Genomic DNA, 22,365 nt, shown 5'->3' on the forward strand with positions numbered 1-22,365 from the left:
ATCAGTCCTGCTGTTTCTATGGTGATGACGGGATGTTCCGCGTCTCACCACCCCTTGAACTGAGGAAACTGGAAGCCCTCTTCCGGCACCTATGAAGTGTTCCGGGATCTGGGGCTCGCTTTTGCCGCCGTCCTGATCCTGATTTACGTCCTCATTGTCGCCTGGTTCAAGAATTTCATCAAGTCGCTCATCATCATGGCGCCCATCCCCCTGACCGAACAGATAGGAGAAGCCCGCGAGGTGGAGGAGATTTATAGCAAGGCGGACTGATTGGCGGTTCCTATTGACAGTGTGCCTGGAAAAAGCTAGATGGAAGGGCAGCAAGGGGGACAACCATGAGGTTATGGGGGAATGACTATAACAAGATGGAGTTTGCGGGCGCTTTCGGCGATCTGGGAACCCTGATCCCCTTTGTTGTCGGCTATATCACGCTTAATAAAATGGACCCGCTGGGGATTCTGGTTGCCTTTGGTCTCTTTAAAATTTTTGTGGGTCTCTATTTCCGGACGCCTGTTCCGATTCAGCCCATGAAGGCGATTGGCGGGATGGCAATTGCCCATCCCGGCGCCATTACGCACGGCATGATCTGGGGGGCGGGGATATTTACCGGCCTCTTCTGGCTGCTCATGGGCTGGACGGGGGCTATCACCTGGATCGAAAAGATCACCACCAAGCCCGTCGTGCGCGGCATTGTGCTGGGGTTGGGGCTCAGTTTCGTAGTAGAAGGTCTGGGTATGATGCGGGGAGCGCCTCTGTTGGCGATTGGAGGCGTGATCATCACCCTGTCGCTTCTGAACAGCAAGCGGTTTCCGGCGATGCTGATCCTGCTCGCCTATGGAATCGCTGTCTCTTTTATCCAGAAACCGGATTTATGGGCAGACTTTTCGCACATCTCCCTCCGGTTCCGGTTCCCGGAATTGACGTTTGCCCGCCTGTCCTGGAAAGAATTTTTTGACGGCGTCGTCATTTTAGGGCTGGCCCAGGTTCCTCTGACGCTGGGCAATGCCATAATCGGTACGGTGGCCGAAAATAATGAATACTTTCCCGATCGTAAGACCACCGCTAAAACCATCGCCCTTGATCATGGCGTCATGAACCTGGTCAGCACGTTTATGGGCGGGATTCCCATGTGTCATGGCGCCGGCGGCATGGCGGGCCATATCCGGTTTGGCGCCAGGACAGGTGGAGCGCTGGTGATTCTGGGCGTGATCGTGCTTTTGACGGGGCTTTTCTTAAGCGATTCCGTGACGCTTATTTTTCAGGTCTTTCCCCGTTCGATCCTGGGCGTTATCCTCTTTTTTGCCGGGGTGGAACTGGCGCTGGTTATCAAGGACGTTAAACTTGTGAAAGAGAACCTTTTCGTTCTCATTGTAACTGCCGGCACGGCCATGTGGAATATGGGCGTGGCTTATCTGGCAGGCCTGCTCCTCTATTACGGCCTGCAACGCCGCTGGATTAATCTATAAGAGCTCAGGGAGATGATATGCAGGAACATTCCATTAATAAATTTGAAGACAGGCAGTTAAAACTTGCCCCGGCAGGGTGTGACGCTGTGGAGGGAGCTGCCGCCGACAAGCCTCCCTGTTGAGGGCCTCCGACCTCCGCCGGCGGCGGAGCAATTGACGAAACTGTTCCCGGCTTTACGGGATGGTTGGCGACCGGGGCGGGACGAGCGCCGCGGATTGCCACGACGCTGAACTGGGCCGACCGTCTCGGCGCCTGGAAAGCCCGTTGGGGGATTGACCGGATGAACTACTTAGTGCCGCCCGGTCTCTATGCCGTCGGCAGCCCGACACCGGCAGCCCCGGTGCTCGTGACGGCCAATTACAAAATGAGCTACGACATCGTCAGGAGCGTCCTGGCAGGGCGGAATGTGTGGCTGCTCGTCCTCGAGACCTATGGCATCAATGTCTGGTGTGCCGCGGGGAAAGGGACCTTTGGCACGGAAGAACTGGTGCGGCGCATCGGCCTGTCCGGTTTGGCCAGGGCAGTCACCCACCGTCGGCTCGTGCTGCCGATCCTGGGGGCGCCCGGGGTTGCGGCTCACGCCGTGAAAAAACAAACCGGTTTCAGTATCAACTACGCAGCAATCAGGGCGGATGGTTTACCGGAATACCTGGATAACGGCATGGTGACGACTCCAGTGATGCGTAGAATTACCTTTACTTTCCGTGAGCGTTTGGTGCTCATCCCCGTGGAGTTGGTAGAAGCGCTGAAACCGACTGCCATAGTGGCAGCGGCGCTGTTTATAATAGCGGCGGCACTGCAAGGGGTAGCCCATGGCCTCATAGCCGTCTACGCCTATCTTGGTGCAGTGGTAGCGGGCGCCGCGATCGCGCCGCTGCTTCTCCCCTGGCTTCCCGGCCGGAGCTTTGCCGGTAAAGGGGTATTGACGGGGCTGGTCTGGAGCGCAGCCTTCTATCTGCTGGCCGGGGGACGAGGCTGGGGCGTACCAGCGACCGTCGCTGTTTTCCTGGCGCTTCCGGCCGTGAGCGCCTTCTATGCACTCAATTTTACGGGCTGCACCACCTATACTTCCCGCTCCGGAGTCAAGCAGGAAATGCGGATTGCCCTGCCGGCCATGGGGTGCGCTCTTATCGTGAGCATAATCCTTGTATTAGCGGGAAAGTTGCTGTGACGGATAACGTCCAAAGAAGGGAGGATATATGAAAGGTTTTAATTATCTGCGCAATGTGGCCACTCTGGAATTCAACCCCGAGGCATGCATTGGCTGCGGCAGATGTCTGGAGGTCTGTCCGCACCAGGTTTTTTCCCTCCTTGATAACCGGGCGCAGGTCATTGATTTCGATGCGTGCATGGAGTGCGGCGCCTGCGCGAAAAACTGCCCTGTTGACGCCATCCATGTCGCTGCCGGAGTGGGTTGTGCCGCGGGACTCATCACGGAATGGCTGCGCGAACAAAACATTCGAGGTATGGGCGGGGAATGCTGCTGATATAAATACTTATTGATGTTTCTATAAATATATAACTCAGCTAATCTTAATCGTTGTCAACAGGGATTAAAAAATTGGACTATTTACTCTTTTTTGCTGCTGCTTCACCGGTGCTCCTGATTGCGGCGCTTGTGATCTGCTGGAAAATGTCGGCCCTTGGTCTCTCGGTGTGGGGAATATTATTTACCGCGGTAATTGCCTCCACGGTTTTCCATACATCGCTCACCACCATTCTGATGGGGGCCCTTGATGGACTTATTACGACACTCCCCCTATTGTTGACCGTCTTTTTGGGTATTATTCTTTCGGTCCTTCTCATCGGAACCGAGGCGCTGTCACGTATTGTCAACGGTCTCTCAAAAGGGTTTCGCGGTCCCATGCACCAGGTGAACGGCATATGCTTCGGCATCGAGAATTTTGTTGCCGGTGCAGGCATTATTACGGAACCGATTATCGCCCCCACACTCAAAGCTATCGGGCTTCCAGCAAAGGACGCAGCAATCCTTTCGATTTGGGGCTACTCAGGGATTATGTCTTTCACGCTGGCCGGGGTTTTCGTTGTTATCCTCTCTAACGTTACCGGTCTTGATTTGCAGAAACTGGCGGTGATCACGGCAATCATTTCCATAATCCCGACGCTTGTCTTTGGTGTCGCTATTCCGCTCGTTATGGAGAAAAGAGAGATTACAAAAGGACATCGCTTCTTTAATATCTCTACCGCTTTTGCATGTGGAATTATGACTCTTTGCTTTGTGATTTTTGTCTCTTCATCTACGGCCTGCATGCTTGCTGGTCTTGGGGTCCTGGGAGGGATTATCCTCCTGTCAAGGTCGAGGCCGGATTTCAGCGCCATTAAATTTGCCGACATCGCCCCTTTTCTTATCCTCATTGTGGCGTTAAGCGTTGTCAATATGTATCCGCCGCTCCGCACTATCGCCGGCGAAAAACTGGTTTTCTCCTTGTCGGTTGTCCCTGTGCACATAGTAAAAATAAGACCACTTATGGATGCCTATACCTATTTGACAATTTCTATTGCGGTAACGATATGGGGACTCAAGATTACAAAACACCAATTTGTCACTATCGCGGGAGCTGCCATGCCGCGTGCATTGAGAGCAATAGTGGCCATGATGATATTTGGTGCGATGGGGCAGATCATTGCCCTCACAGGATATGAGATCCATAGCGATTCAATGGTGACAGCGAATAATATCCCCTATGTCCTTGCCAGCGGACTATCAAAACTGTCGGGGAAATACTATCCCGTTTTTGCGCCATTACTCGGGTGGGCAGGGACGTTTCTTACCGGCTATGGCTCACTATCCGTTATGATCTTCGGCAAACTCCAAGTCGAGATCGCCCGGTTCATTAATCTATCTCCTGAGGTCCTTGCATCTGCCATGATGGTCGGGTCCGGTATCGGTTCCATATCAAGCCCTTTTAAAGTGGCCATGGCAACCTCTCTCGTGGATGCTGTCGGGAAAGAGGGAGACATCCTGAGAAAGACCATACCCATAGGTGTCGCCATATCGCTCATCACCGGCATCTGGAGTTATGTCTTGCTATTGACTTTTTTTAGTTGAACCGGCTTTTGGCACGTGCGGAGCAGAAGGACAATATAGCTGCGTGTCAAGAAAAAGCAGCCCTCACAGAACTGGCATAATCAATCAAGATATCAATATCATAGGTTTTATCTTGACAACCTCATTTCCTTGATGGTACTTTCCGGGCGCCGAATGGATGTTGGGAGGAAGTGGCAGGACGATGAACGCAAAAAAACAGGGTGAGAAGAAGATGGCTGCGGCCAGCAGCATCAGCCTCACCGTTAACGGGCAAGTCTATAAAATGGATGTGGGAAGCAAACCGGATCAGGTTGCTACAGCTCATACCCTTGCCCATACTCTGCGAGAAACACTCGGACTTACCGGCACCAAAGTATCATGCGACAACGGCGCCTGTGGATGTTGCACTGTACTTATGGATAACAAGGCCGTACCTTCCTGCCTGTTGCTCACGATAGAGTGCGACGGGAAGAATGTAACAACGATCGAAGGCCTGGGTGATCCAAAAGCGGGGATGCTGGACCCGATCCAGCAGACATTTATCGCCCATACTGCCTTTCAGTGCGGTTTTTGCACTCCCGGAATAATCATGGGCGCCAAGGCACTCCTCAATGAAAACAATGCTCCCACGGAGGAAGAGGTCAAAGAGGCTCTTTCCGGCAATTTCTGCCGATGTATCAGCCATTATCAGGTTGTGCAGGCTGTTATGGCGGCCTCCGGAAGGGCAACGTAACAGATATGGCCGATAGTTACCGATTCATAGGCAAGGCAACTCCAAGGAAGGACGCCGGCGACATCGTTACCGGCAAATCACGTTTCTTAAACGACATCAAACTGCCGGGCATGCTCTATGGCAAAGTGCTCCGCAGCCCCCATCCCCATGCTTTCATCAAAAAGGTTGATAAACGCGCCGCGCTGAAGCTTCCGGGGGTCAAGGCGATACTCGACTGGGGGGATATGCCCGATTGGCGGGGGGGCACGCCGCGCTGCACGCGGGCGCTCGACCGGAAGGTGCGTTTCGTGGGTGACGCCGTGGCCCTCGTTGCCGCCACAAGCGAAGAGGCGGCGAATGCAGCCCTCCATCTGATCGAGGTGGAATATGAGCTGCTCCCCGCCGTCTTTGCGATGGAGGAGGCTTTAAAACCGGGCGCGCCGCAGTTGTATGATGAATTTCCCGGCAATGTCGTGATCCCCGGCGTTCCTTTTTTCGGTCCCAAAAGCCTGCAGGAAGTGGTGATGGGTGACGTAGAAAAGGGGTTCCGGGAGGCTGATGTCATTACAGAGGGGACCTTCGGTTATGAAAACATACCCAATCCTCTGCCGCCTGAACCGCCGGGGGCAATAGCCCTGTGGAAAGAACCGAACAAACTGACGCTCTGGATATCAAGCCAGACTCCTTATCTGGACCAGATTCTCCTCACCCACGTTATGGGCAAGAAGGTGGAAGTGAGGACCATCGGGGGGCCCTGCGGCGGCAGTTACGGGTCGAAACAGATGTCTTGGCCGCTCCATTGCCAGGCCGCTCTTTTGAGCAGGGCAACGGGCAAACCCGTGAAGCTGGCCTTCGGTAAAGAAGAACATCTGGCCGCGTTTGTGTTGCGCCCCGCATCACGAATGCAGGCCCGTGTCGGCATGAAGAGGGACGGGACGGTGACGGCCGTGTCGGGCGCCTGGCTTATTGACACGGGTTACTACTCCATGACCACCCAGGCGCAGGTTGCCGTTGGCTGTGGCGAGGTCCAGCTTGCGGTTCGCTGCCCTAATTGGGATTTGAAGACTACGATTGTCTGCACCAATCGGAACGCCTCGGGCATCGTCAGAGGTTTCGGCGGTCAGGAGCTGAAGTGCTCCCTCATACCGCTGCTTAGTCTGGCCATGGAAAAGGCCGGGCTCGATCCCCTGGAGTTTTTCAAGAAGAATTTTGTTAAACCCGGTGACGGTTATTTCTGGCGCGACGGCATCTGGTATACCTATCGGGGCGTAGATTATGCCGAGTCCTTCGACAAGGGCGCCAAAAAATTCGGCTGGAAAGAGAAGTGGCAGGGGTGGCTTAAGCCATCTGCCGTGGATGGGGCAAAAAGGAGAGGGGTCGGTTTGGGGGTGCATGGCAATGCCGATATCGGCGAGGATGCATCAGAAGCGCATGTACGCCTGCATCCGGACGGGACAGCCATGCTTTTTTCCTGCCTGACGGAGCACGGGACCGGCCAGACCAGCAACTTCATCAAGATGGCAGCGGAGGTGCTCGGGATAGCTATGGAACGGATCTCCTTATCCCCCGCCGATTCATTGGTCAACCCCTATGAGTTCGGACCGGTAGGCTCCCGGGGAACATACGCAATCGGCAGTGCCGTCATTGCCGCCGCCGAAGACGCCAGGAGGCAGCTCTTTGAGCTTATCGCCCCCAAGCTCGGAACCGCGCCGGAAAATCTGGAAACTGTGGACGGGATTATTTATGTAAAAGACAATCCGGGGAAAAAGATGCCTTGGAAGGCTATGAGCATTGATCGCACCATCACGGGCTACGGACGTTTCGAGCCCGACTATACGTTGACGAACTGCCTCATGAGCTTCATCGAGGTGGAAGTAGATACGGAAACAGGAAAAGTTACTCTGCTGCGGATAGTCAACACTACCGACGTCGGCCAGATCATAGATCCTCAGGGCCTGGAAGGCCAGCTCAACGGATGTCTCGGGTCCGCGGGCATAGACACCGCCATCTTCGAGGAGACAATCCTTGACCGAAAGAGTGGGCAAATGCTGAATGCCAATATGATTGACTATAAATGGAGGACGTTTGCCGAGCTGCCGGTCATTGACAACGTGATCCTGGAAACACCCTTCCCTAGTCACCGCTTCCAGGCGATAGGAGTCGGGGAGGTGGCCACAGCGCCAGGGCCATCGGCAGTGCTCATGGCCGTATCGAACGCCGTCGGCGTCTGGTTGCACGACTATCCGTTAACCCCCGATAAGATACTGCGAGCCTTGGGGAAGACAGGGGTTGTGAGAAAAAGAGGCGTCAGATGAAACCATTCGCCCACTTTAATGCCCGCTCGGTCAAGGAAGCAGTCGGACTCCTTACGGAATACAAAGGAAAGGCGAAGCTCAACGCAGGAGGCACCGATCTTTTGGGCCTCTTAAAGAACAGTATCCTCCCGGACTACCCGAAAGCGATCATCAACATCAAGACCATCACCGGTCTTGACTATATCAAGGAGGATACGACAGGGCTCAAGATAGGCGCTCTGTCTAAGTTAGCGGACATAGCCCGGTCGCCGGCAGTCAAGGGAAAATACCCGCTGCTCTCGGAAGCGGCGCATTCTGTGGCGACGCCCCTGATCCGGAACGTGGCCACCATAGGCGGCAACCTTGTTCAGGATGTGCGCTGCTGGTACTACCGGTATCCGCACCAGATCGGCGGACCGGTTATATGCCGGCGCAAGGGAGGGAAAACCTGCAATGCCCTGGCCGGAGATAACCGGTACCATTCCATTTTCGGCGCTGCCCACGGCTGCGTGGCAGTAAACCCCTCCGATATCGGCATGGCTCTGATAGCGTTAGATGCCAGCATCAAAACTTCCCAACGGACTATTGATGCGCAGGGTTTCTTCACTGCCGGTGCAACAGCGTCAACGATACTCGATGCGAATGAACTGGTAACGGAAATTCAAATTCCGCAGCCGCCGCAGGGGGCCCGGCAGCATTATCTGAAATTTACCCTGAGAGAACCGGTAGATTTTGCCATTGTGAGCGTTGCCTCGTTTATCACCCTCAAGGAAGGGATATGTGCGGATGCCCGTATTATCCTGGGCGCGGTAGCTCCGGCGCCCGTCAGGGCAGGCAAAGCCGAGGAAATCATCAAAGGACGTCCCATAGATGAGGCCAGCGCCGATGAAGCAGCCAAGTCTGCTCTCCGGAACGCCAAGCCGCTCAGCAGGAATGCTTACAAAGTGGAGATTGCCAAGGCTCTTGTCAAAAGGGCAATATTGATGGAGATTTCATGCCCATAGATGGTTTTGATCCGTATAAACCGGGTCTGGCAAGTCCGAACGGGTGGAGTTCATCTCCCGGATGCCGCTTACCAATGTTGGCAAGATAGACAAAAAAATGTTGCAGCAAGATATCAAAGAAAAATTGGGAATGCGTTAGTAGGTTAATAATGAGAAAAGGAATTCGATGATAAATTTTATTCAGAAAGTAGTTAAAAAGATTCGCAATATCGGCAGATCGGGAGAGAAAATCCTCAAAGAAAAATCTGCCGCCCCCTCGCCCCCATCAGAACAGTCGCCGCCGGACCAGGAAAAACGATCTCGTCCCGGCAGGCCCCCCCGGAGAAGGGGCAATAAAAGCGGACGGGCAGCAAGTGCATCGTCATCCCTTGCTACTGCAGATCCGGAAGCTCCCTGGCGGGTTTCCCAATTCAAGGTCGCGCCGGCCGAAGGCAAGACCCGCTTTCAGGATTTCGATCTTCCCGATCCGCTCCTGCACGCCATTTTTGACCTGGGATTCCAGTACTGTACGCCGATTCAGGCGGAAATTCTTCCCAGCACCCTGTCCGGCAAGGATGCCAGCGGCAGGGCGCAGACCGGTACCGGCAAGACGGCGGCCTTTCTCATCGCTGTCATCACGCGGATGCTGAATAACCCCCTCCCGGGCGACCGGAAGCCCGGCACGCCCCGGGTCCTCGTAATTGCCCCCACGCGCGAACTGGTAATGCAGATCTCCGAGGAAGCACGCGTGCTCACCAAATACACCGACATTAAAATTATTGCCGTGTTCGGCGGCATGGACTACGAAAAACAGCGGAAGCTTTTGACCGGTGTTCCCGTGGATATCGTGGTGGCCACCCCGGGTCGGCTGCTCGACTTCCAGCAGCGCCACGACCTGATCCTGAGCAAGACCGAGGTGATGATTATTGACGAGGCGGACCGGATGCTCGACATGGGATTTATCCCGGACGTGCGGAAGATCATCCACAGCACCCCGCCCCGGGAAAAGCGGCAGACCATGCTTTTCAGTGCGACGCTGACCGAAGAAGTAACCCGTCTCGCCGCCCAGTGGACGATAAACCCCGTGACCGTGGAGATCAAACCGGAACAGGTCGCCGTGGACACGGTGGATCAGATCGTCTATATCATAACGGCCAACCAGAAATTTGCCCTGCTCTACAACATCATCGTCAAGCAGAATCTCGAACGGGTGCTGGTTTTCTGCAACCGGAAGGACGAAGTCCGCAAGCTCTCGGAGACACTCACCAGATACGGGATCAACTGCGCGGAACTTTCCGGCGATGTCCCCCAGAAACAACGCGTTGACCGTCTCGACCAGTTCAAGGCCGGAAAAATCAGGATACTTGTGGCTACCGATGTGGCCGGTCGGGGCATTCACATCGAGGGGATGGACCATGTGGTCAATTTTACCCTGCCCCATGATGCCGAGGATTATGTGCACCGGATCGGGCGCACCGGACGGGCCGGCGCCGCCGGCACCTCCATCAGTTTTGCCGACGAAGAAGAAGCATTTTACCTGCCGCCCATCGAGGCCTTCATGGGCCGGAAGCTGGACTGCATCCGCCCCGAGGAAGACTGGCTCATTCTGCCCAGACCGGTCGCTCCGAGGAAACGGCGCCCCCCGGTGCCGGCAGGAAGACCGCGTCATAACCATCCAAAATAATAGTCCCGTTCTTTTATGGAGGCGTACTGCATGACTGAGGAAGCTGAGAAGCTGTTTGGCGAGAGACTGGGCCGCTACCAGGCCGCCATTGCCCTGGAGCCGACCGATCGGATACCGATCGCAACGGGGAGCAACTACTTCGCCGAGGTGTATTCGGGCAACACTCACCAGGAGACCATCTACGACAGCGAGAAGTGGCTGCAGGCGGAGCTGGCCTTCTGCCGGGATTTCCCGGAAGTTGACGTGTTGAGGAACAACCGCGTCTGGGGGCCGCTCTTTGACGCCGTCGCTCTGAAGAGCTACAAGCTCCCGGGCCGGGACCTTCCGCCGCGCTCCCCGTTCCAGTTTGTCGAGAAGGAATACATGCTGGCGGACGAGTACGACCTACTCATCAAAAGCCCGCTTTCATTCATGTTTGACCGCTGGCTCCCGCGGATCATCGGTGAGTTTGGAGAGCGGGGATCCGTGCGCTCGTATATGGCCTTCCTCAAGGGGGGGATGGCCCAGGCGATGGTGGGCCAGATCATGAAAAACCGGAGTATCCGGCTGCAGGAGGCGGGGATGCCCCAACCCATGACGGGCATCTTTCTGGCCCCGTTCGATGCCCTGGCCGACACCATGCGAGGCCTAACCGGCGCTTTGATGGACACCTACCGTCAGCCGGACAAGGTGATCGCCGCCTGCGAAGTGTTGACCCAGGAGATGGCCAATTTCGCCCTGGCCACCGCGGACCCGTTGAAGCGTTATCCGATCTTCGTGCCCACCCACAAGGCGACGTTCATGTCCCCCGCGGAGTTTGACAAATTCTACTGGCCTTCCTTCAAGAAAACGATGGAGATCATCATCGGGGCGGGCTACACGATTCGGGCCTACCTGGAGGGGGACTGGGGCCGTCACTGGCACCACCTGCTGGAGTTGCCCAGGGGCAAAGTCCTCTGCGACATTGACAACCAGGGAGATATCTTCAAGGCCAAGAAGGATATTGGCCATCACCAGTGCATCGCGGGCGGCATTCAGGACTCCCAGTTCATCCTGGGGACGCCGGAGGAGATGCGTGCACGGGTCAAGAACCTGTGCGAAACGCTGGGGCCGGGGGGCGGCTATATCATAAGCGGCGGCTGCAACATCCCCCACGACACGAGGCCGGAAAATCTCCGGACGATGGTCGAGGCCGTGATGGAATACGGAATTTACGACCGGAGTGTGAAACCCCGGCCAAGGCCGGCGACCGGAGCGGCGGCGATAACGGCGTTTGAATACCCCAGGATGGTCACCTCCTGGGAGGTCAAGAAAGCGGAGCTGGGCGGCGTGCAGGGGGAAGAAGACCTGATCCGCAAGCCTTGGGAGACACTCGAAAGCATGGCCTATGTCTGGCTTTGGCAGTGGGCTCTTTAACATAGAGATGGGGAATATCGAGATGGATGCACTGGCGCAGGCAATGCGCGATCTGGATGAAAAGAAGGTTGGAGAACTGGTGGAAGGGAAGATCAGCGGCGGCGTTCCGGCCACGGAGATCGTCACGATCTGCAACGAGGGAATGGTCGCAATCGGCGAGTTGTTCTCGCAAGGCGAGTATTTCATCAGTCAGCTCCTCTTTGCCGCCGAGATCCTCAAAGGGGTGATGAAACGCCTTGATCCCCTGCTGCAGGGCGCGGGGGCGGGGAGTTCGGCGGGGAAGGTCATTATCGGCACGGTCCAGGGTGATATTCACGACATCGGCAAGAACATCGTCATCACGCTGCTACGCGGCGCCGGTTTCGAGGTCATTGATCTGGGTGTGGACGTTCCGGCTCAGCAATTCGTGGATGCGGTCCGGCAGTCCGGCGCCCGGGTACTGGGTCTGAGCGCCCTGCTGAATTTGACCTATCCCGCGATGAAATCCGTCGTTGATGAGATCACCAAGGCCGGTCTGAGGGACAGCGTCAAGATCATCGTCGGCGGTGCGCCCGTCAACGAGCAGGTGCGGCAGTTCGCGCAGGCCGATTTCTGGGCGCTTGACGCCGTGGTCGGCGTCAATATCTGCCGACAGATCTATGCGTGAAAAACCTGCGGCGGAGAGCAGTGACGTAAACGAATAAGGGAGAGACACCCGTAATCAGCTCTTGACTTGGTAAAGTCATTGTGGGAGACTACAACACGGCGAATATCCTTAATGAAAAGCATGCTTTTTTTAGAAACTAAATGATATTGAATCGGGAGGGCTGATGGGCAAAGCTTCCAACTCATTAAAGTTTATATGTAATGTTATGAATTATGTAGCCGGCATAGCCCTCACGGTAATGATGTCGCTGACCGTTCTCGATGTTATTCTCCGGGCGGTCGGTCGTCCTTTCGTCGGGACTTTCGAGGTTGTGTCGCTATTAATGGGGATAGTGATCAGCTTCGGCATTCCCCAGGTTTCATTGGACCGGGGACATGTTTACATGGAGTTCCTGATCGAGAGATTTTCCAAGAGAAACAGGAAGTTGATGAATACGCTGACGCGCGTGCTGTGTCTGGCTCTCTTTGTCGCCATCGGATATAACATGATCAACATCGGGGCCAGATATCACGCTTCCGGTGAAGTATCGCCCACCATCAAGATACCTTTCTTCCCTCTCGCGTATGCCGTGGCGGTCTGTTGTTTCATTGAATGCTGGGTTTTTCTTACCGACATCGTGAGGGTCTGGAGGGGCGACTATGAATGAGACGATGGTAGGGATTACCGCTCTGGCATTACTCCTGGTGCTTTTCTCCACGGGCATAGAGTTGGGTTTTGCCATGGCCCTGGTCGGTACCGTTGGTTTTGCCTATCTGAACAGTTTTGATAGCGCCATCAATCTTCTTTCCCGGGATGTCTATGACGTTATAACAAATTACGGGTATACCGTTTTCCCGCTTTTTATTCTCATGGGACAAATCGGGCTTAATGCGGGCATAGCGGTAAGACTCTACAACTCTGCGCATAAGTTTGTCGGTCATATTCCCGGCGGGCTGGCCATGGCCACCGTCCTGGGAGCGACCGGCTTCAAGGCCATTTGCGGCTCCTCGGCAGCCACGTCGGCCACCTTTGCTGGCGTCGCCATCCCGGAGATGGACCGGTATGGCTATGACAAGCGGCTTTCCACGGGTATTGTAGCTGTCGTGGGAACCCTGGGCGTTATCATCCCGCCGAGCGTTACCCTCATCATCTTCGGCATTATCACGGAGCAGTCAATCGGGCGGCTCTTCGTTGCGGGCATTATTCCGGGGCTCGTTATCGCCCTTTTTTTCCTCGGCATTATTTACGGATGGGCAAAGATCAATCCCGCCATCGCGCCAAGCTCCGAACGCTCTACCTGGGGGGAGAGGATACGTTCCCTCCCGGAAGTGCTCTGGGTCTTCCTCGTTTTTATGCTCGTCGTGGGCGGAATCATGCAGGGCTTTTTCACGCCCACGGAAGCCGGCGCCGTCGGCACGTTTGCCGTCCTTCTGCTGGCGCTCGTGAAACGAGACATGACCTGGAATAAATACATCAAATCGCTCAAAGAGGCCCTGCGCACCGCCATTATGATACTGATGCTGATTGCGGGGTCGGCCATCCTCGGCCATTTTATTGCTATTACCAACATCCCGCAAAATGTTGCCGACTGGGTCGTCGTCCTGCCCATAGACCGCTATCTGATCCTGTTTCTGATCTGCATAATATATTTAATCGGGGGGTCTTTTATTGATGATCTGACCTTTATGATTCTGGCCACTCCCATCTTCTATCCCGCAGTGCTTAAACTCGGCTTCAATCCAATCTGGTTCGGGATTCTGCTGGGCGTGGTGCTGATGATCGGTGTCGTCATCCCCCCGGTTGCCATCTGTGTTTTCGTGGTAAAAAATATTACCAAGGTGCCCATGAGCACAATATATAAAGGCGCGGCGCCATTTTTGATCGCTCTGGCTCTCATGTGGGCTCTGCTGCTTGTTTTTCCACAATTGGCTCTCTGGTTGCCATCTGTTTTGTTCTCGTAGAAGGGACAACAATCTTATCAAGGAGGAGTGAAAATGAAAAAGTTGATGTCATTGTTTTTGGTAGTAGTTTTTCTTGCTTTAGCATCCCACTCAGTTGCTGTTGCCGCCGATGCGATCAAGCTGAAGGCCGCCAACTACCTGCCCGTGACCCACAAGATGTCTGTTTTGACTGCCTGGTATTGCGAAGAAGTCAAGAAGCGCACCAATGGACGGGTGGAGATTACATATTATCCGGGCGGTACGCTGCTCAACCCGGTCAAGATGTATGACGGCGTTGCCACCGGTATTGCCGATATGGGCGTCTCTCATATCTCCTATACACGGGGCCGCTTCCCGGTTATGGAGGTCTTTGAACAGCCCCACGGTTTTCCGAGCGGCTGGGTGGCAACACAGGTGACAAGCGATTTCTACAACAAGTACAAGCCCAAGGAATGGAGCGATGTAGAGGTTCTCTACATTAACACCTCGGGGCCATTGATTGTCCAGACGGTCAACAAACCCGTCAAGACTCTGGATGATTTGAAAGGCCTTAAAATCAGAGCTACCGGGCAGATGAGCGACGTCGTCAAGGCATTGGGCGCGGTTCCGATTCCCCTGGAAATGCCGGATGTCTACGATTCGTTGCGCAGGAACGTCATTGATGGCATTACCGTGGACATGTCCACCCTCAAGTACTGGAAGTTTGCCGAAGTGGTGAAAAACGTAACGGCAGATTGGCAGTTGGGCACTGGCTATACCTTCTACTTTGTGATCAACGCGAAAAAATGGAATGCCCTGCCCGAAGACATTAAGAAGATCATGAAAGAGGTGGCCCTGGAAACGAAAGAGAAACAGGCTGCCCTGTGGAATGAGATGGATATAGAAGGCAGAGACGTCTTCAAGACCGCGGGCGGACAGCTTTATATGCTTCCCGATGCCGAGGCGGCAAAATGGATAGCGGCTGTGCAACCGATCTTTGCCGGGTATAAGAAAACCATGGTCGGCAAGGGCTTCAAAGAAGCGGAAGTTGACGGCTGGCTTAGCTACATCAAGGAACGTATCACCTACTGGAAAGCAGAAGAGAAGAAAAGAGGGGTAGCCGCGCCTTTCAATTAATATTTATTTGAAACCAAGCAAATTAAGCAGCCTCATTGCGGAGCCGGACAGCCCCGGTGTGCTGCGTGGAGAAATCTGGGTCAGTCCCGGGGTCCTGACCGAAGCGGGCTTCGATCAGGACCCCAGAGGTCTGGCAGGCTTCGCCTCGTCTGTAGGGGCGGATGTCTGTTTTTTCCATTGGCCGGGCTCCGATTTGAAGGAACTGGCCGAACTTGCCCACGGTGCCGGTTTGGGCTGTGGATTGACTATTGACGGTCCTTTCCAGCGCCTTACGGCGACAAGGAATGTCCTTGATATCCTCCGGGAATTGGGCAGGGATCGTGCCGCTTTCCAGAGACTCCTTACCCGCGAGATGGAAGAAATAACCGGAATCTTGAGCCTGATCGAGCAATCGGAAGTTGATCTGATCCTTGTTGGTGAGGATATTGGCTATGCCGGCGGCCTCTATTTCTCGCCGGAGGTTTTCCGTTCGTATCTTTTGCCTTTTTACCAGGTCCTGGTCAGCAGGCTTGCCAGGATGGCCCTGGGGTGGCATTCCGATGGCGCTGTTGAGCCAATTCTACGAGACCTGGTGGAGTGCGGATTTCGTTTCTTTTCTTTAGAACCGGAATGCGTGGATCTGCTCAATTTTAAACGGGCCTATGGTTCCCGCGTTACCTTGATCAGCGGTATCCGGGCGTCATGGCTCGCCGCGAAAGAATTTGATCGGGGACGGCAAAGGAAGTGTTTAAAGGAAATAAGCGCCTTGGCCAGGGAGGGCGGATTGATTCTCGCCTCGAGCGGTGGGCTTTACAGTCCGGAGCTGCTTCCCAATTTCAGAGAGCTTTACCGTCTGATAGAAGATATGGCGCCGGCGGCGATTTAGAATGCGGGTAGGGGCGGGTTTCAAGCCTGCCCCTAAGTTTTTTGCGGCAGGGGAAGGCCAGCAAGTTATGAAGAAATTCCACGTCATCTTCCAGCCCTCCGGCAAACGGGGTGAGGTCTCGGAGGGAAAGACGATTAGCGAGGCCTCCCGGGAATTGGGGGTGGAGATCGAATCCATCTGCGGGGGAGCAAAAAGTTGTGGAAAGTGCAAGGTTAAAATAGCAAGAGGCGCCATCGCTCCGTATGGAGAGGCATCGCTGCCTGAACATATCTCCCCCTTTCAGGAAGAAGAAGGAAAATTCATTCAGCCGCATGAACAGGCCGATGGTTACCGGCTGGCCTGCGCTGCTCAAATCAGGGGAGACGTTCTGATCCTTGTCCCGGAGGAAAGCAGCGGGGGACAGCAGGTGGTGCGCAAGGGAGCCGGCGAGAGATTGTTTCACCTGAACCCCGCGGTTGCTTGCCACGTGGTCGAACTCTCCGCTCCCACGTTTCAGGATCCCCGCGGAGATTTCGACCGGCTAAAAGAGGCCCTGATTCAAAATCACCAGGTGTCTCCTTTGCTGGATATAGACTATCCGTCCCTCTTGAAGCTTCCGGCTGTTTTAAGGCAGGGGAACTGGACGGTCACGATTGCCGTCTGGATGGAGAAGGAGATAATCGGCGTCAAACCGGGGAAGGCGGATGATGACGTCTGTGGCCTTGCGGTGGATGTGGGCACAACGTCCGTCGCCGCCTATCTTTGCCGGCTCAAAAGCGGCAGGTTGATCGCCACCGAAACGATGATGAATCCCCAGGTCGCCTATGGCGAAGATGTCATGTCCCGAATCAGCTATGCCATGAATCACCCCGGGGGCCTGGAAACGCTGCACCATTCGATTATCGAAGGATTAAACCGGTTGGTGCAAACGATGACGGAGAAAACGGGAGTCTCTTCCGAGGATATCGTCGAGATGACAGTCGTCGGCAATACCGTGATGCACCATTTTCTGTTCGGGATCAATCCGGTGTATCTGGGAGCCCCCCCCTTTCCTCCGGTTATCCAGAGAGCAATAAATATCAAGGCCCGGGATCTCGGTCTGAAGATCGCCCCATCTGCCAATGTTTACAGTCCGCCCTTGGCGGCAGGCTTCGTGGGCGCGGATACCGTCGGCGTTCTTATTGCGGAGAGACCTGACCGAAAGCAGAAGATGGTTCTCATCATTGATGTGGGGACAAACGGAGAATTGGTCTTGGGAAACAGGGAAAAACTGGTCGCGACTTCCTGCGCCACCGGTCCTGCTCTTGAGGGCGCCTGTATCACGTTTGGCATGAGAGCGGCCCCGGGCGCAATTGAAAGGATCAGAATTGATCCGGAGACATTTGAGGTTAATTTTAAAGTCATCGGCAGGGATTTGGGGAGCAGAAACGTAGAACCGCGCGTCTCTGCCGAGCCCGGGGCGCAAGGAATCTGCGGTTCAGGGATCATTGATGGAATAGCCGAGTTGTTCCGAACCGGCGCCATTGATACAACCGGACGTTTCAACAAAAACATTGCTTCTCCCCGCTTCCGGATGAAAGGGGGAAGCCCCGAGTTTGTCATCGCCTGGCAGCACGAAACTTCGCTTGGAAACGATATCACCATTACCCAGGGTGATGTAAGAAACGTCCAATTGGCCAAAGGTGCTCTCTATGCCGGGGCAAAAATGCTGATGCGCCGGTTGGGCATCAAAAAAATAGACCAGGTGATTCTGGCGGGGGCCTTTGGAAGTTGCCTTGATCCGACAGCAGCCATGATCATCGGCATGTTCCCGGATTGTGACCTGAAAAATGTTTGTGCCGTCGGCAATGCCGCCGGAGACGGCGCCCGGCTGGTGCTGTTAGACAGGAAGAAAAGGCGGGAAGCGGAAAAAATAGCCGCCCGGGTGGAGTATGTGGAACTCACCATCGAAGCAGGATTTCAAAAAGAATTTCTGAATTCGATGTATTTCCCTCATCAGCAAGACGACTTCCCCCATCTGCGGGGCATAGTCCGGGATTAAGGAGAAATAGTATGCTGATTATTGCGGAAAGAATCAATACGTCGCGGCGGCAGATTGCGGAGGCCGTTACTGCCGGAGACCGAACCTTCATTCAGAAAGAGGCAACGGCGCAGACCGAGGCCGGGGCCCATTATATTGATGTCAATGCGGGCACTTTTGCTGATGCCGAAGGCGAAAAACTGGCCTGGATCATCGAGGCTGTCCAGGAGGTGACGGAGCTGCCGCTCTCGATTGACAGTCCAAGTCCGGCCGTCATGCGGGCCATGCTCACGCTGGTAAAGAAGACGCCGCTGATCAATTCCATTACCCTGGAATCCTCGCGGATCGGGGGGATACTGCCACTCGTCGTTGAGCGGAAAGCCAAGGTCATTGCCCTCTGTCTGGCGGAGCAGGGGTTGGCTGAGACGACCGCCAAGAAAGTGGAATTGGCCGGACGATTGATAGATAAACTGTCCGGCGCCGGTGTGCCCATAGATGACATCTATATAGATCCCCTCGTCTATCCGCTGGCGGTCAATCCTGGATCGGCGCAGGCAACGCTGGGAGCCATCGGTGCGATCACCAGGAATTTTCCCGGGGTCCACACCATCTGCGGCCTGACGAATGTCTCCTACGGCCTGCCGGCAAGAAAACTGATCAACCGGACGTTTCTCGCGGCGGCGATTACGCAGGGGCTGGATGCGGCGATCATTGATCCCACGGACAAGCTCCTCTACGCCATGCTCAAGGCAGCGACCCTTGTGGCCGGCAAGGACAGCTTTTGCCGGGATTACATTCGCACCTTCCGCGAGGGTCGTCTGGAATAACAGAGAGGGGAGTTCCGTGGCCTACCCGCTGCCGGCAGGAAGACCCATCATAACCATATTAGACGAAAAGAAAGGATAGCCGGGAGGATAAGGGATTATGTGGAAAAGTTTGCTCACAAGTGATTTAACGCCGCCGGATGAGATAGCAGCGCGGATAGAAAAGTTCAGGAAAGCAATGGAGAGGGAGGGTATCAACTTTGCCGTTATTTTGCAGAACGTTGACCTCTTCTATTTTACGGGTACCTCGCAGAAAGGCATTCTTGTTATTGCTGTTGATAAAGATCCGGTATTTTTTGTTGAAAAAGGTCTTGTCAGGGCAGCCCATGAGACACCCCTGGCGATTACCCGCATAGGGAAGGACAAGGAGGTGAAGGATATTCTCACCGACAAAGGGATACTGAAGGGCAGGGGAGGGATGGAGCTCGATGTGCTTCCTGTTATGGCCTTTGAGAGGTGGAAAAGCATCCTCGGCCATGACGGATTGGCGGATATTTCGCCCTCCATAAGGGATTTACGGTTAGTGAAAAGTGCTTTTGAAATAGAGCAGGTCAAAAAGTCCGGAGAAATTATTGATCATGTTTTTGAGAAGGCAAAGAGCGTGGTAAGAGAGGGCAGGCGTGAGGTGGATATTGCGGCGATCCTCGAATCGGAAGGAAGGATGCACGGTCATCAGGGCCTCCTGAGAATGCGGGGATTTAATCAGGAGATGATGAATATCTACATTACCCACGGAATTTCCGGAACCGTCGTCTCTGGCAACGATGTCCCTATTTCCGGCACCGGTGTGACCCATGCCGTTGCCCAGGGGCCATCGGTGAATAAAGTGCGGAGAAACAATCCGCTGCTAATTGATTATGGCGGCGGCTATAACGGTTATATTACTGATGAAACAAGGGCTTATGTAGTGGGTGAGCTTAAGGAAAAATTTGCCAAGGCGCACGCGGTAGCACGGGAGATTATCGAAGAGACGATGAGCTTTGCCAGGGAGGGGGTGAATGCCCCGGAAATCTTCAGAAAGGCGCTGGACAGGGCTAAGAGGGCGAAGTTAGAAGAACATTTTATGGGATACGGTGAAGGGCAGGTTGGCTTTCTGGGCCACGGCCTTGGTCTGGAGATCAATGAACTTCCGGTGCTAACACCCCGGCATGATGTTATCCTAAAGGAGGGCATGGTCTTTGCCATCGAGCCGAAATTTATTTTTCCTGACGAGGGCGCTATCGGTATCGAGGTAGATTTTATTGTCAGGCAAAATTGCCTGGAAAGGGTAACTGATACACCGCTTGATGTAGTCCAGGTTGGCGCCCCTCAACCCGGTGAATCTGCCTGCCGGTGTAAAGATGAATGATCGTAGGCCCCCGGATGCAGATCTGTTGCGTACCTTGCCGGTGCTGACCATTCTGTTTTGCTTGTTTTATTTGCTCATCCCGACGCCGCTGGGAGCCGAGACGAAGGTTCTGTACGAGGGAGATTCAATCTACAATCACGTCCAGATCAAGCAGGACGCCCAGGAAAAATGCATGCTGTTCGGTCGTTACAGCGACCAGCGTCAGACCTGCCTGAATACGGCCCAGCCTGATCTGTCCGTTTTTGAATACACCGGCATGATGTTCGTGGGTTTTTTGTTCCACCCGGAAACAAGGGATGTGGCTCTGATCGGACTAGGCGGCGGTTATGTGCCGACGGTTTTCAATCTGCACCTGCCTGCGGTCCGGCTGGACACGGTCGAGATTGACCCGCTCGTGTATACGCTGGCGCAGAAGTATTTTTCCCTCAAAACGACGGCGATGCAAACGATTATTGTCAATGATGGTCGTCAATATCTCAAGAAAACTGACCGGCGCTATGATCAGATCTGGGTTGACGCCTTCAACACGGATTACATCCCGATTCATATAACGACCAAGGAGTTTCTACAACTGGCCAAATCCAGGCTGACAAAAAGCGGCCTTGTTTTGCAGAACGTGCATAACACCAATAAACTTTTCGATGCGCATGTCGCGACTTTCCGGGCGGTCTTCTCGCAGGTCTATATCTTTAACGGCCGGAACAGCGGCAATTCCATCATCGTGGGCGCCGACCAGCCGTTGTTTGTGCCGCCCAGGTTTCAACAGCCTGCCAAAAAGAGGCTGCGGATCGGAGCGATAGATCTTGCCGCGGAGGCGGAGAAATATGTTCCGGAACCGGACATCGTACCGGTGGCGGTGCTGACGGATGATTTTAATCCGGCCAATCTCCTGCTCCATCAGGAACATTAATCTTGCAAAAAGATGTCATCCCCGAATGCTCTTATCGGGGATATGGACATACGGAGGTCATTGATGGCGATTGTATATGTAATGCTCACGGGAATGCTGGTGCTGTTCGGCGCTGCGGTCATGAGCCTCGAGATCCTCGCCTCCAATCTCATGTCGCCCTATTTCGGCGGCTCCATTTATATCTGGGGCAGCATCATCAGCTCCTTCATGCTCCATTTCTCCGCCGGATATGTGTTGGGCGGCTATCTCTGCAAGCGGACGGAAAGGGTATATCCTCTTGCCTTCCTCCTTGTGGTCGCATCGGTGTGGGTAATGTTCATCCCGCAAATACATCCGCCGGCCGGTGAATTTGTATCGAGCCGGATTGAGGATGTGCGCTACGGCTCGCTCGTGGCGATGAACATCATCTTCTTTCTGCCCGTTACCATTATGGCGATGGTCTCTCCCTACATCATCGGGATCCTGTCTTTGCACCAAAAGACATCCGGCCTGAGCGCCGGCCTGGTGCTCTTTATTTCGACGGTGGGGTCTTTTCTGGGAACCAACGCCACCGCGTTTTATCTCATCAATCTTTTTCCCGTCTCCGTAATCGTGCGCGGCATAGGCGCCGCCTGCCTGATTTTTTCTTGTCTGACGCTGTTTCTGGGGCTCGATAGGCGGCTGCGATTCTGATCAATTTTATCTGCCAATATCTTATTGACAACGAATTCTCTACTGCTGATACTTCGCCATCATAAAGGCAAGTCAGTAATTAAATGATCTTTTCCGAAAACAAGTCACTGGATATTTTAAATTATCCGCCCCGGCTTTACCGACGGCAGCTTCCTTATATCAAATATCCAGTTAATCCAAGAACATCTTGACTCCTGTTACTAAAATAATATAAGCTCACTCCAAGTCATAAAGCCTGGGTGGCGGAATTGGTAGACGCAAGGGACTTAAAATCCCTCGGCGCTTGTCGCTGTGTCGGTTCGACCCCGACCCTAGGCACCAGTTGATAATCCAAGGTAGTCCAAAGAAGAACAAAACCCGTTAGAAATAGCGGGTTTTTTCTTGCTATTCATCCAACGACGTGTTGTAGAGCATCCAGTGCGCCGCCGAAATTTACAAGGAAAGATTTTAATAAAAAAAGAAAACGGGACTGGAGCGGGACA

At 54.3% G+C, this 22,365-nt stretch carries 20 protein-coding genes and 1 tRNA gene; all 21 read left to right on the forward strand.

What is annotated here, in order from left to right:
• The first annotated feature begins 96 nt into the window (after positions 1–96).
• Positions 97–270: a hypothetical protein gene (locus tag NT140_01205; protein ID MCX5830509.1), complete on the forward strand. Its 174-nt coding sequence runs from the start codon at positions 97–99 to the stop codon at positions 268–270.
• Between the two features lie 65 nt (positions 271–335).
• A complete protein-coding gene (locus NT140_01210) occupies positions 336–1,466 on the forward strand; it encodes a putative sulfate/molybdate transporter (GenBank protein ID MCX5830510.1) in 1,131 nt (376 codons plus the stop codon).
• Between the two features lie 17 nt (positions 1,467–1,483).
• Complete coding sequence (hgcA, locus tag NT140_01215; protein MCX5830511.1) at positions 1,484–2,638, forward strand: mercury methylation corrinoid protein HgcA; 1,155 nt, start codon at positions 1,484–1,486, stop codon at positions 2,636–2,638.
• 28 nt (positions 2,639–2,666) lie between these two features.
• A complete protein-coding gene (hgcB, locus tag NT140_01220) occupies positions 2,667–2,954 on the forward strand; it encodes a mercury methylation ferredoxin HgcB (protein ID MCX5830512.1) in 288 nt (95 codons plus the stop codon).
• A gap of 74 nt (positions 2,955–3,028) precedes the next feature.
• Positions 3,029–4,537 carry an L-lactate permease gene (locus tag NT140_01225; GenBank protein MCX5830513.1) on the forward strand — a complete coding sequence of 503 codons (1,509 nt, stop codon included), beginning with the start codon at positions 3,029–3,031 and terminating at the stop codon, positions 4,535–4,537.
• Positions 4,538–4,718: 181 nt separating this feature from the next.
• Complete coding sequence (locus NT140_01230; GenBank protein MCX5830514.1) at positions 4,719–5,249, forward strand: (2Fe-2S)-binding protein; 531 nt, start codon at positions 4,719–4,721, stop codon at positions 5,247–5,249.
• A gap of 5 nt (positions 5,250–5,254) precedes the next feature.
• Entirely contained in the window at positions 5,255–7,543 is a 2,289-nt protein-coding gene (locus NT140_01235; protein ID MCX5830515.1) for a xanthine dehydrogenase family protein molybdopterin-binding subunit, read from the forward strand.
• Positions 7,540–8,526, forward strand: a complete 987-nt coding sequence (locus NT140_01240; protein MCX5830516.1) for an FAD binding domain-containing protein — start codon at positions 7,540–7,542, stop codon at positions 8,524–8,526. Before NT140_01235 ends, NT140_01240 begins: the two co-directional genes overlap by 4 nt.
• Positions 8,527–8,692: 166 nt before the next feature.
• Positions 8,693–10,189, forward strand: coding sequence for an ATP-dependent RNA helicase RhlB (gene rhlB / locus NT140_01245; protein MCX5830517.1), 1,497 nt, complete (start codon positions 8,693–8,695; stop codon positions 10,187–10,189).
• Between the two features lie 30 nt (positions 10,190–10,219).
• Complete coding sequence (locus NT140_01250) at positions 10,220–11,584, forward strand: uroporphyrinogen decarboxylase (protein ID MCX5830518.1); 1,365 nt, start codon at positions 10,220–10,222, stop codon at positions 11,582–11,584.
• A complete protein-coding gene (locus NT140_01255) occupies positions 11,556–12,230 on the forward strand; it encodes a cobalamin-dependent protein (GenBank protein MCX5830519.1) in 675 nt (224 codons plus the stop codon). The genes NT140_01250 and NT140_01255 overlap by 29 nt, the downstream gene beginning before the upstream one ends.
• A gap of 163 nt (positions 12,231–12,393) precedes the next feature.
• Positions 12,394–12,876 (forward strand): TRAP transporter small permease, encoded by a 483-nt coding sequence (locus NT140_01260; GenBank protein ID MCX5830520.1) that lies wholly within the window; start codon positions 12,394–12,396, stop codon positions 12,874–12,876.
• Positions 12,869–14,170 (forward strand): TRAP transporter large permease, encoded by a 1,302-nt coding sequence (locus tag NT140_01265; GenBank protein ID MCX5830521.1) that lies wholly within the window; start codon positions 12,869–12,871, stop codon positions 14,168–14,170. The genes NT140_01260 and NT140_01265 overlap by 8 nt, the downstream gene beginning before the upstream one ends.
• Positions 14,171–14,203: 33 nt before the next feature.
• Positions 14,204–15,265, forward strand: a complete 1,062-nt coding sequence (locus NT140_01270) for a TRAP transporter substrate-binding protein (GenBank protein MCX5830522.1) — start codon at positions 14,204–14,206, stop codon at positions 15,263–15,265.
• A gap of 7 nt (positions 15,266–15,272) precedes the next feature.
• Positions 15,273–16,130 (forward strand): hypothetical protein, encoded by an 858-nt coding sequence (locus tag NT140_01275; GenBank protein ID MCX5830523.1) that lies wholly within the window; start codon positions 15,273–15,275, stop codon positions 16,128–16,130.
• A 67-nt stretch (positions 16,131–16,197) separates the two neighbouring features.
• A complete protein-coding gene (locus NT140_01280; GenBank protein ID MCX5830524.1) occupies positions 16,198–18,150 on the forward strand; it encodes an ASKHA domain-containing protein in 1,953 nt (650 codons plus the stop codon).
• A gap of 11 nt (positions 18,151–18,161) precedes the next feature.
• Positions 18,162–18,956 (forward strand): dihydropteroate synthase, encoded by a 795-nt coding sequence (locus NT140_01285; protein MCX5830525.1) that lies wholly within the window; start codon positions 18,162–18,164, stop codon positions 18,954–18,956.
• 97 nt (positions 18,957–19,053) lie between these two features.
• Positions 19,054–20,301, forward strand: a complete 1,248-nt coding sequence (locus NT140_01290; protein ID MCX5830526.1) for a Xaa-Pro peptidase family protein — start codon at positions 19,054–19,056, stop codon at positions 20,299–20,301.
• Positions 20,294–21,211 (forward strand): fused MFS/spermidine synthase, encoded by a 918-nt coding sequence (locus tag NT140_01295; GenBank protein MCX5830527.1) that lies wholly within the window; start codon positions 20,294–20,296, stop codon positions 21,209–21,211. Before NT140_01290 ends, NT140_01295 begins: the two co-directional genes overlap by 8 nt.
• Before the next feature lie 63 nt (positions 21,212–21,274).
• Positions 21,275–21,883, forward strand: a complete 609-nt coding sequence (locus NT140_01300; protein MCX5830528.1) for a fused MFS/spermidine synthase — start codon at positions 21,275–21,277, stop codon at positions 21,881–21,883.
• A 233-nt stretch (positions 21,884–22,116) separates the two neighbouring features.
• Positions 22,117–22,204 (forward strand) — tRNA-Leu (locus tag NT140_01305).
• Positions 22,205–22,365: the final 161 nt, after the last annotated feature.

It is taken from the genome of Deltaproteobacteria bacterium (assembly GCA_026388415.1).
Classification (GTDB): Bacteria; Desulfobacterota; Syntrophia; order Syntrophales; family JACQWR01; genus JAPLJV01.

Excerpts from the sequence above, each read along its gene's own strand:
- rhlB (MCX5830517.1), top strand. The coding sequence starts at position 8,693 with ATGATAAATTTTATTCAGAAAGTAGTTAAAAAGATTCGCAATATCGGC.
- NT140_01240 (MCX5830516.1), top strand. The coding sequence starts at position 7,540 with ATGAAACCATTCGCCCACTTTAATGCCCGCTCGGTCAAGGAAGCAGTC.
- NT140_01235 (MCX5830515.1), top strand. The coding sequence starts at position 5,255 with ATGGCCGATAGTTACCGATTCATAGGCAAGGCAACTCCAAGGAAGGAC.
- NT140_01260 (MCX5830520.1), top strand. The coding sequence starts at position 12,394 with ATGGGCAAAGCTTCCAACTCATTAAAGTTTATATGTAATGTTATGAAT.
- NT140_01290 (MCX5830526.1), top strand. The coding sequence starts at position 19,054 with ATGTGGAAAAGTTTGCTCACAAGTGATTTAACGCCGCCGGATGAGATA.
- NT140_01300 (MCX5830528.1), top strand. The coding sequence starts at position 21,275 with ATGGCGATTGTATATGTAATGCTCACGGGAATGCTGGTGCTGTTCGGC.
- NT140_01250 (MCX5830518.1), top strand. The coding sequence starts at position 10,220 with ATGACTGAGGAAGCTGAGAAGCTGTTTGGCGAGAGACTGGGCCGCTAC.
- NT140_01265 (MCX5830521.1), top strand. The coding sequence starts at position 12,869 with ATGAATGAGACGATGGTAGGGATTACCGCTCTGGCATTACTCCTGGTG.
- hgcB (MCX5830512.1), top strand. The coding sequence starts at position 2,667 with ATGAAAGGTTTTAATTATCTGCGCAATGTGGCCACTCTGGAATTCAAC.
- NT140_01230 (MCX5830514.1), top strand. The coding sequence starts at position 4,719 with ATGAACGCAAAAAAACAGGGTGAGAAGAAGATGGCTGCGGCCAGCAGC.
- NT140_01210 (MCX5830510.1), top strand. The coding sequence starts at position 336 with ATGAGGTTATGGGGGAATGACTATAACAAGATGGAGTTTGCGGGCGCT.
- NT140_01270 (MCX5830522.1), top strand. The coding sequence starts at position 14,204 with ATGAAAAAGTTGATGTCATTGTTTTTGGTAGTAGTTTTTCTTGCTTTA.
- NT140_01280 (MCX5830524.1), top strand. The coding sequence starts at position 16,198 with ATGAAGAAATTCCACGTCATCTTCCAGCCCTCCGGCAAACGGGGTGAG.
- NT140_01255 (MCX5830519.1), top strand. The coding sequence starts at position 11,556 with ATGTCTGGCTTTGGCAGTGGGCTCTTTAACATAGAGATGGGGAATATC.
- NT140_01285 (MCX5830525.1), top strand. The coding sequence starts at position 18,162 with ATGCTGATTATTGCGGAAAGAATCAATACGTCGCGGCGGCAGATTGCG.
- NT140_01295 (MCX5830527.1), top strand. The coding sequence starts at position 20,294 with ATGAATGATCGTAGGCCCCCGGATGCAGATCTGTTGCGTACCTTGCCG.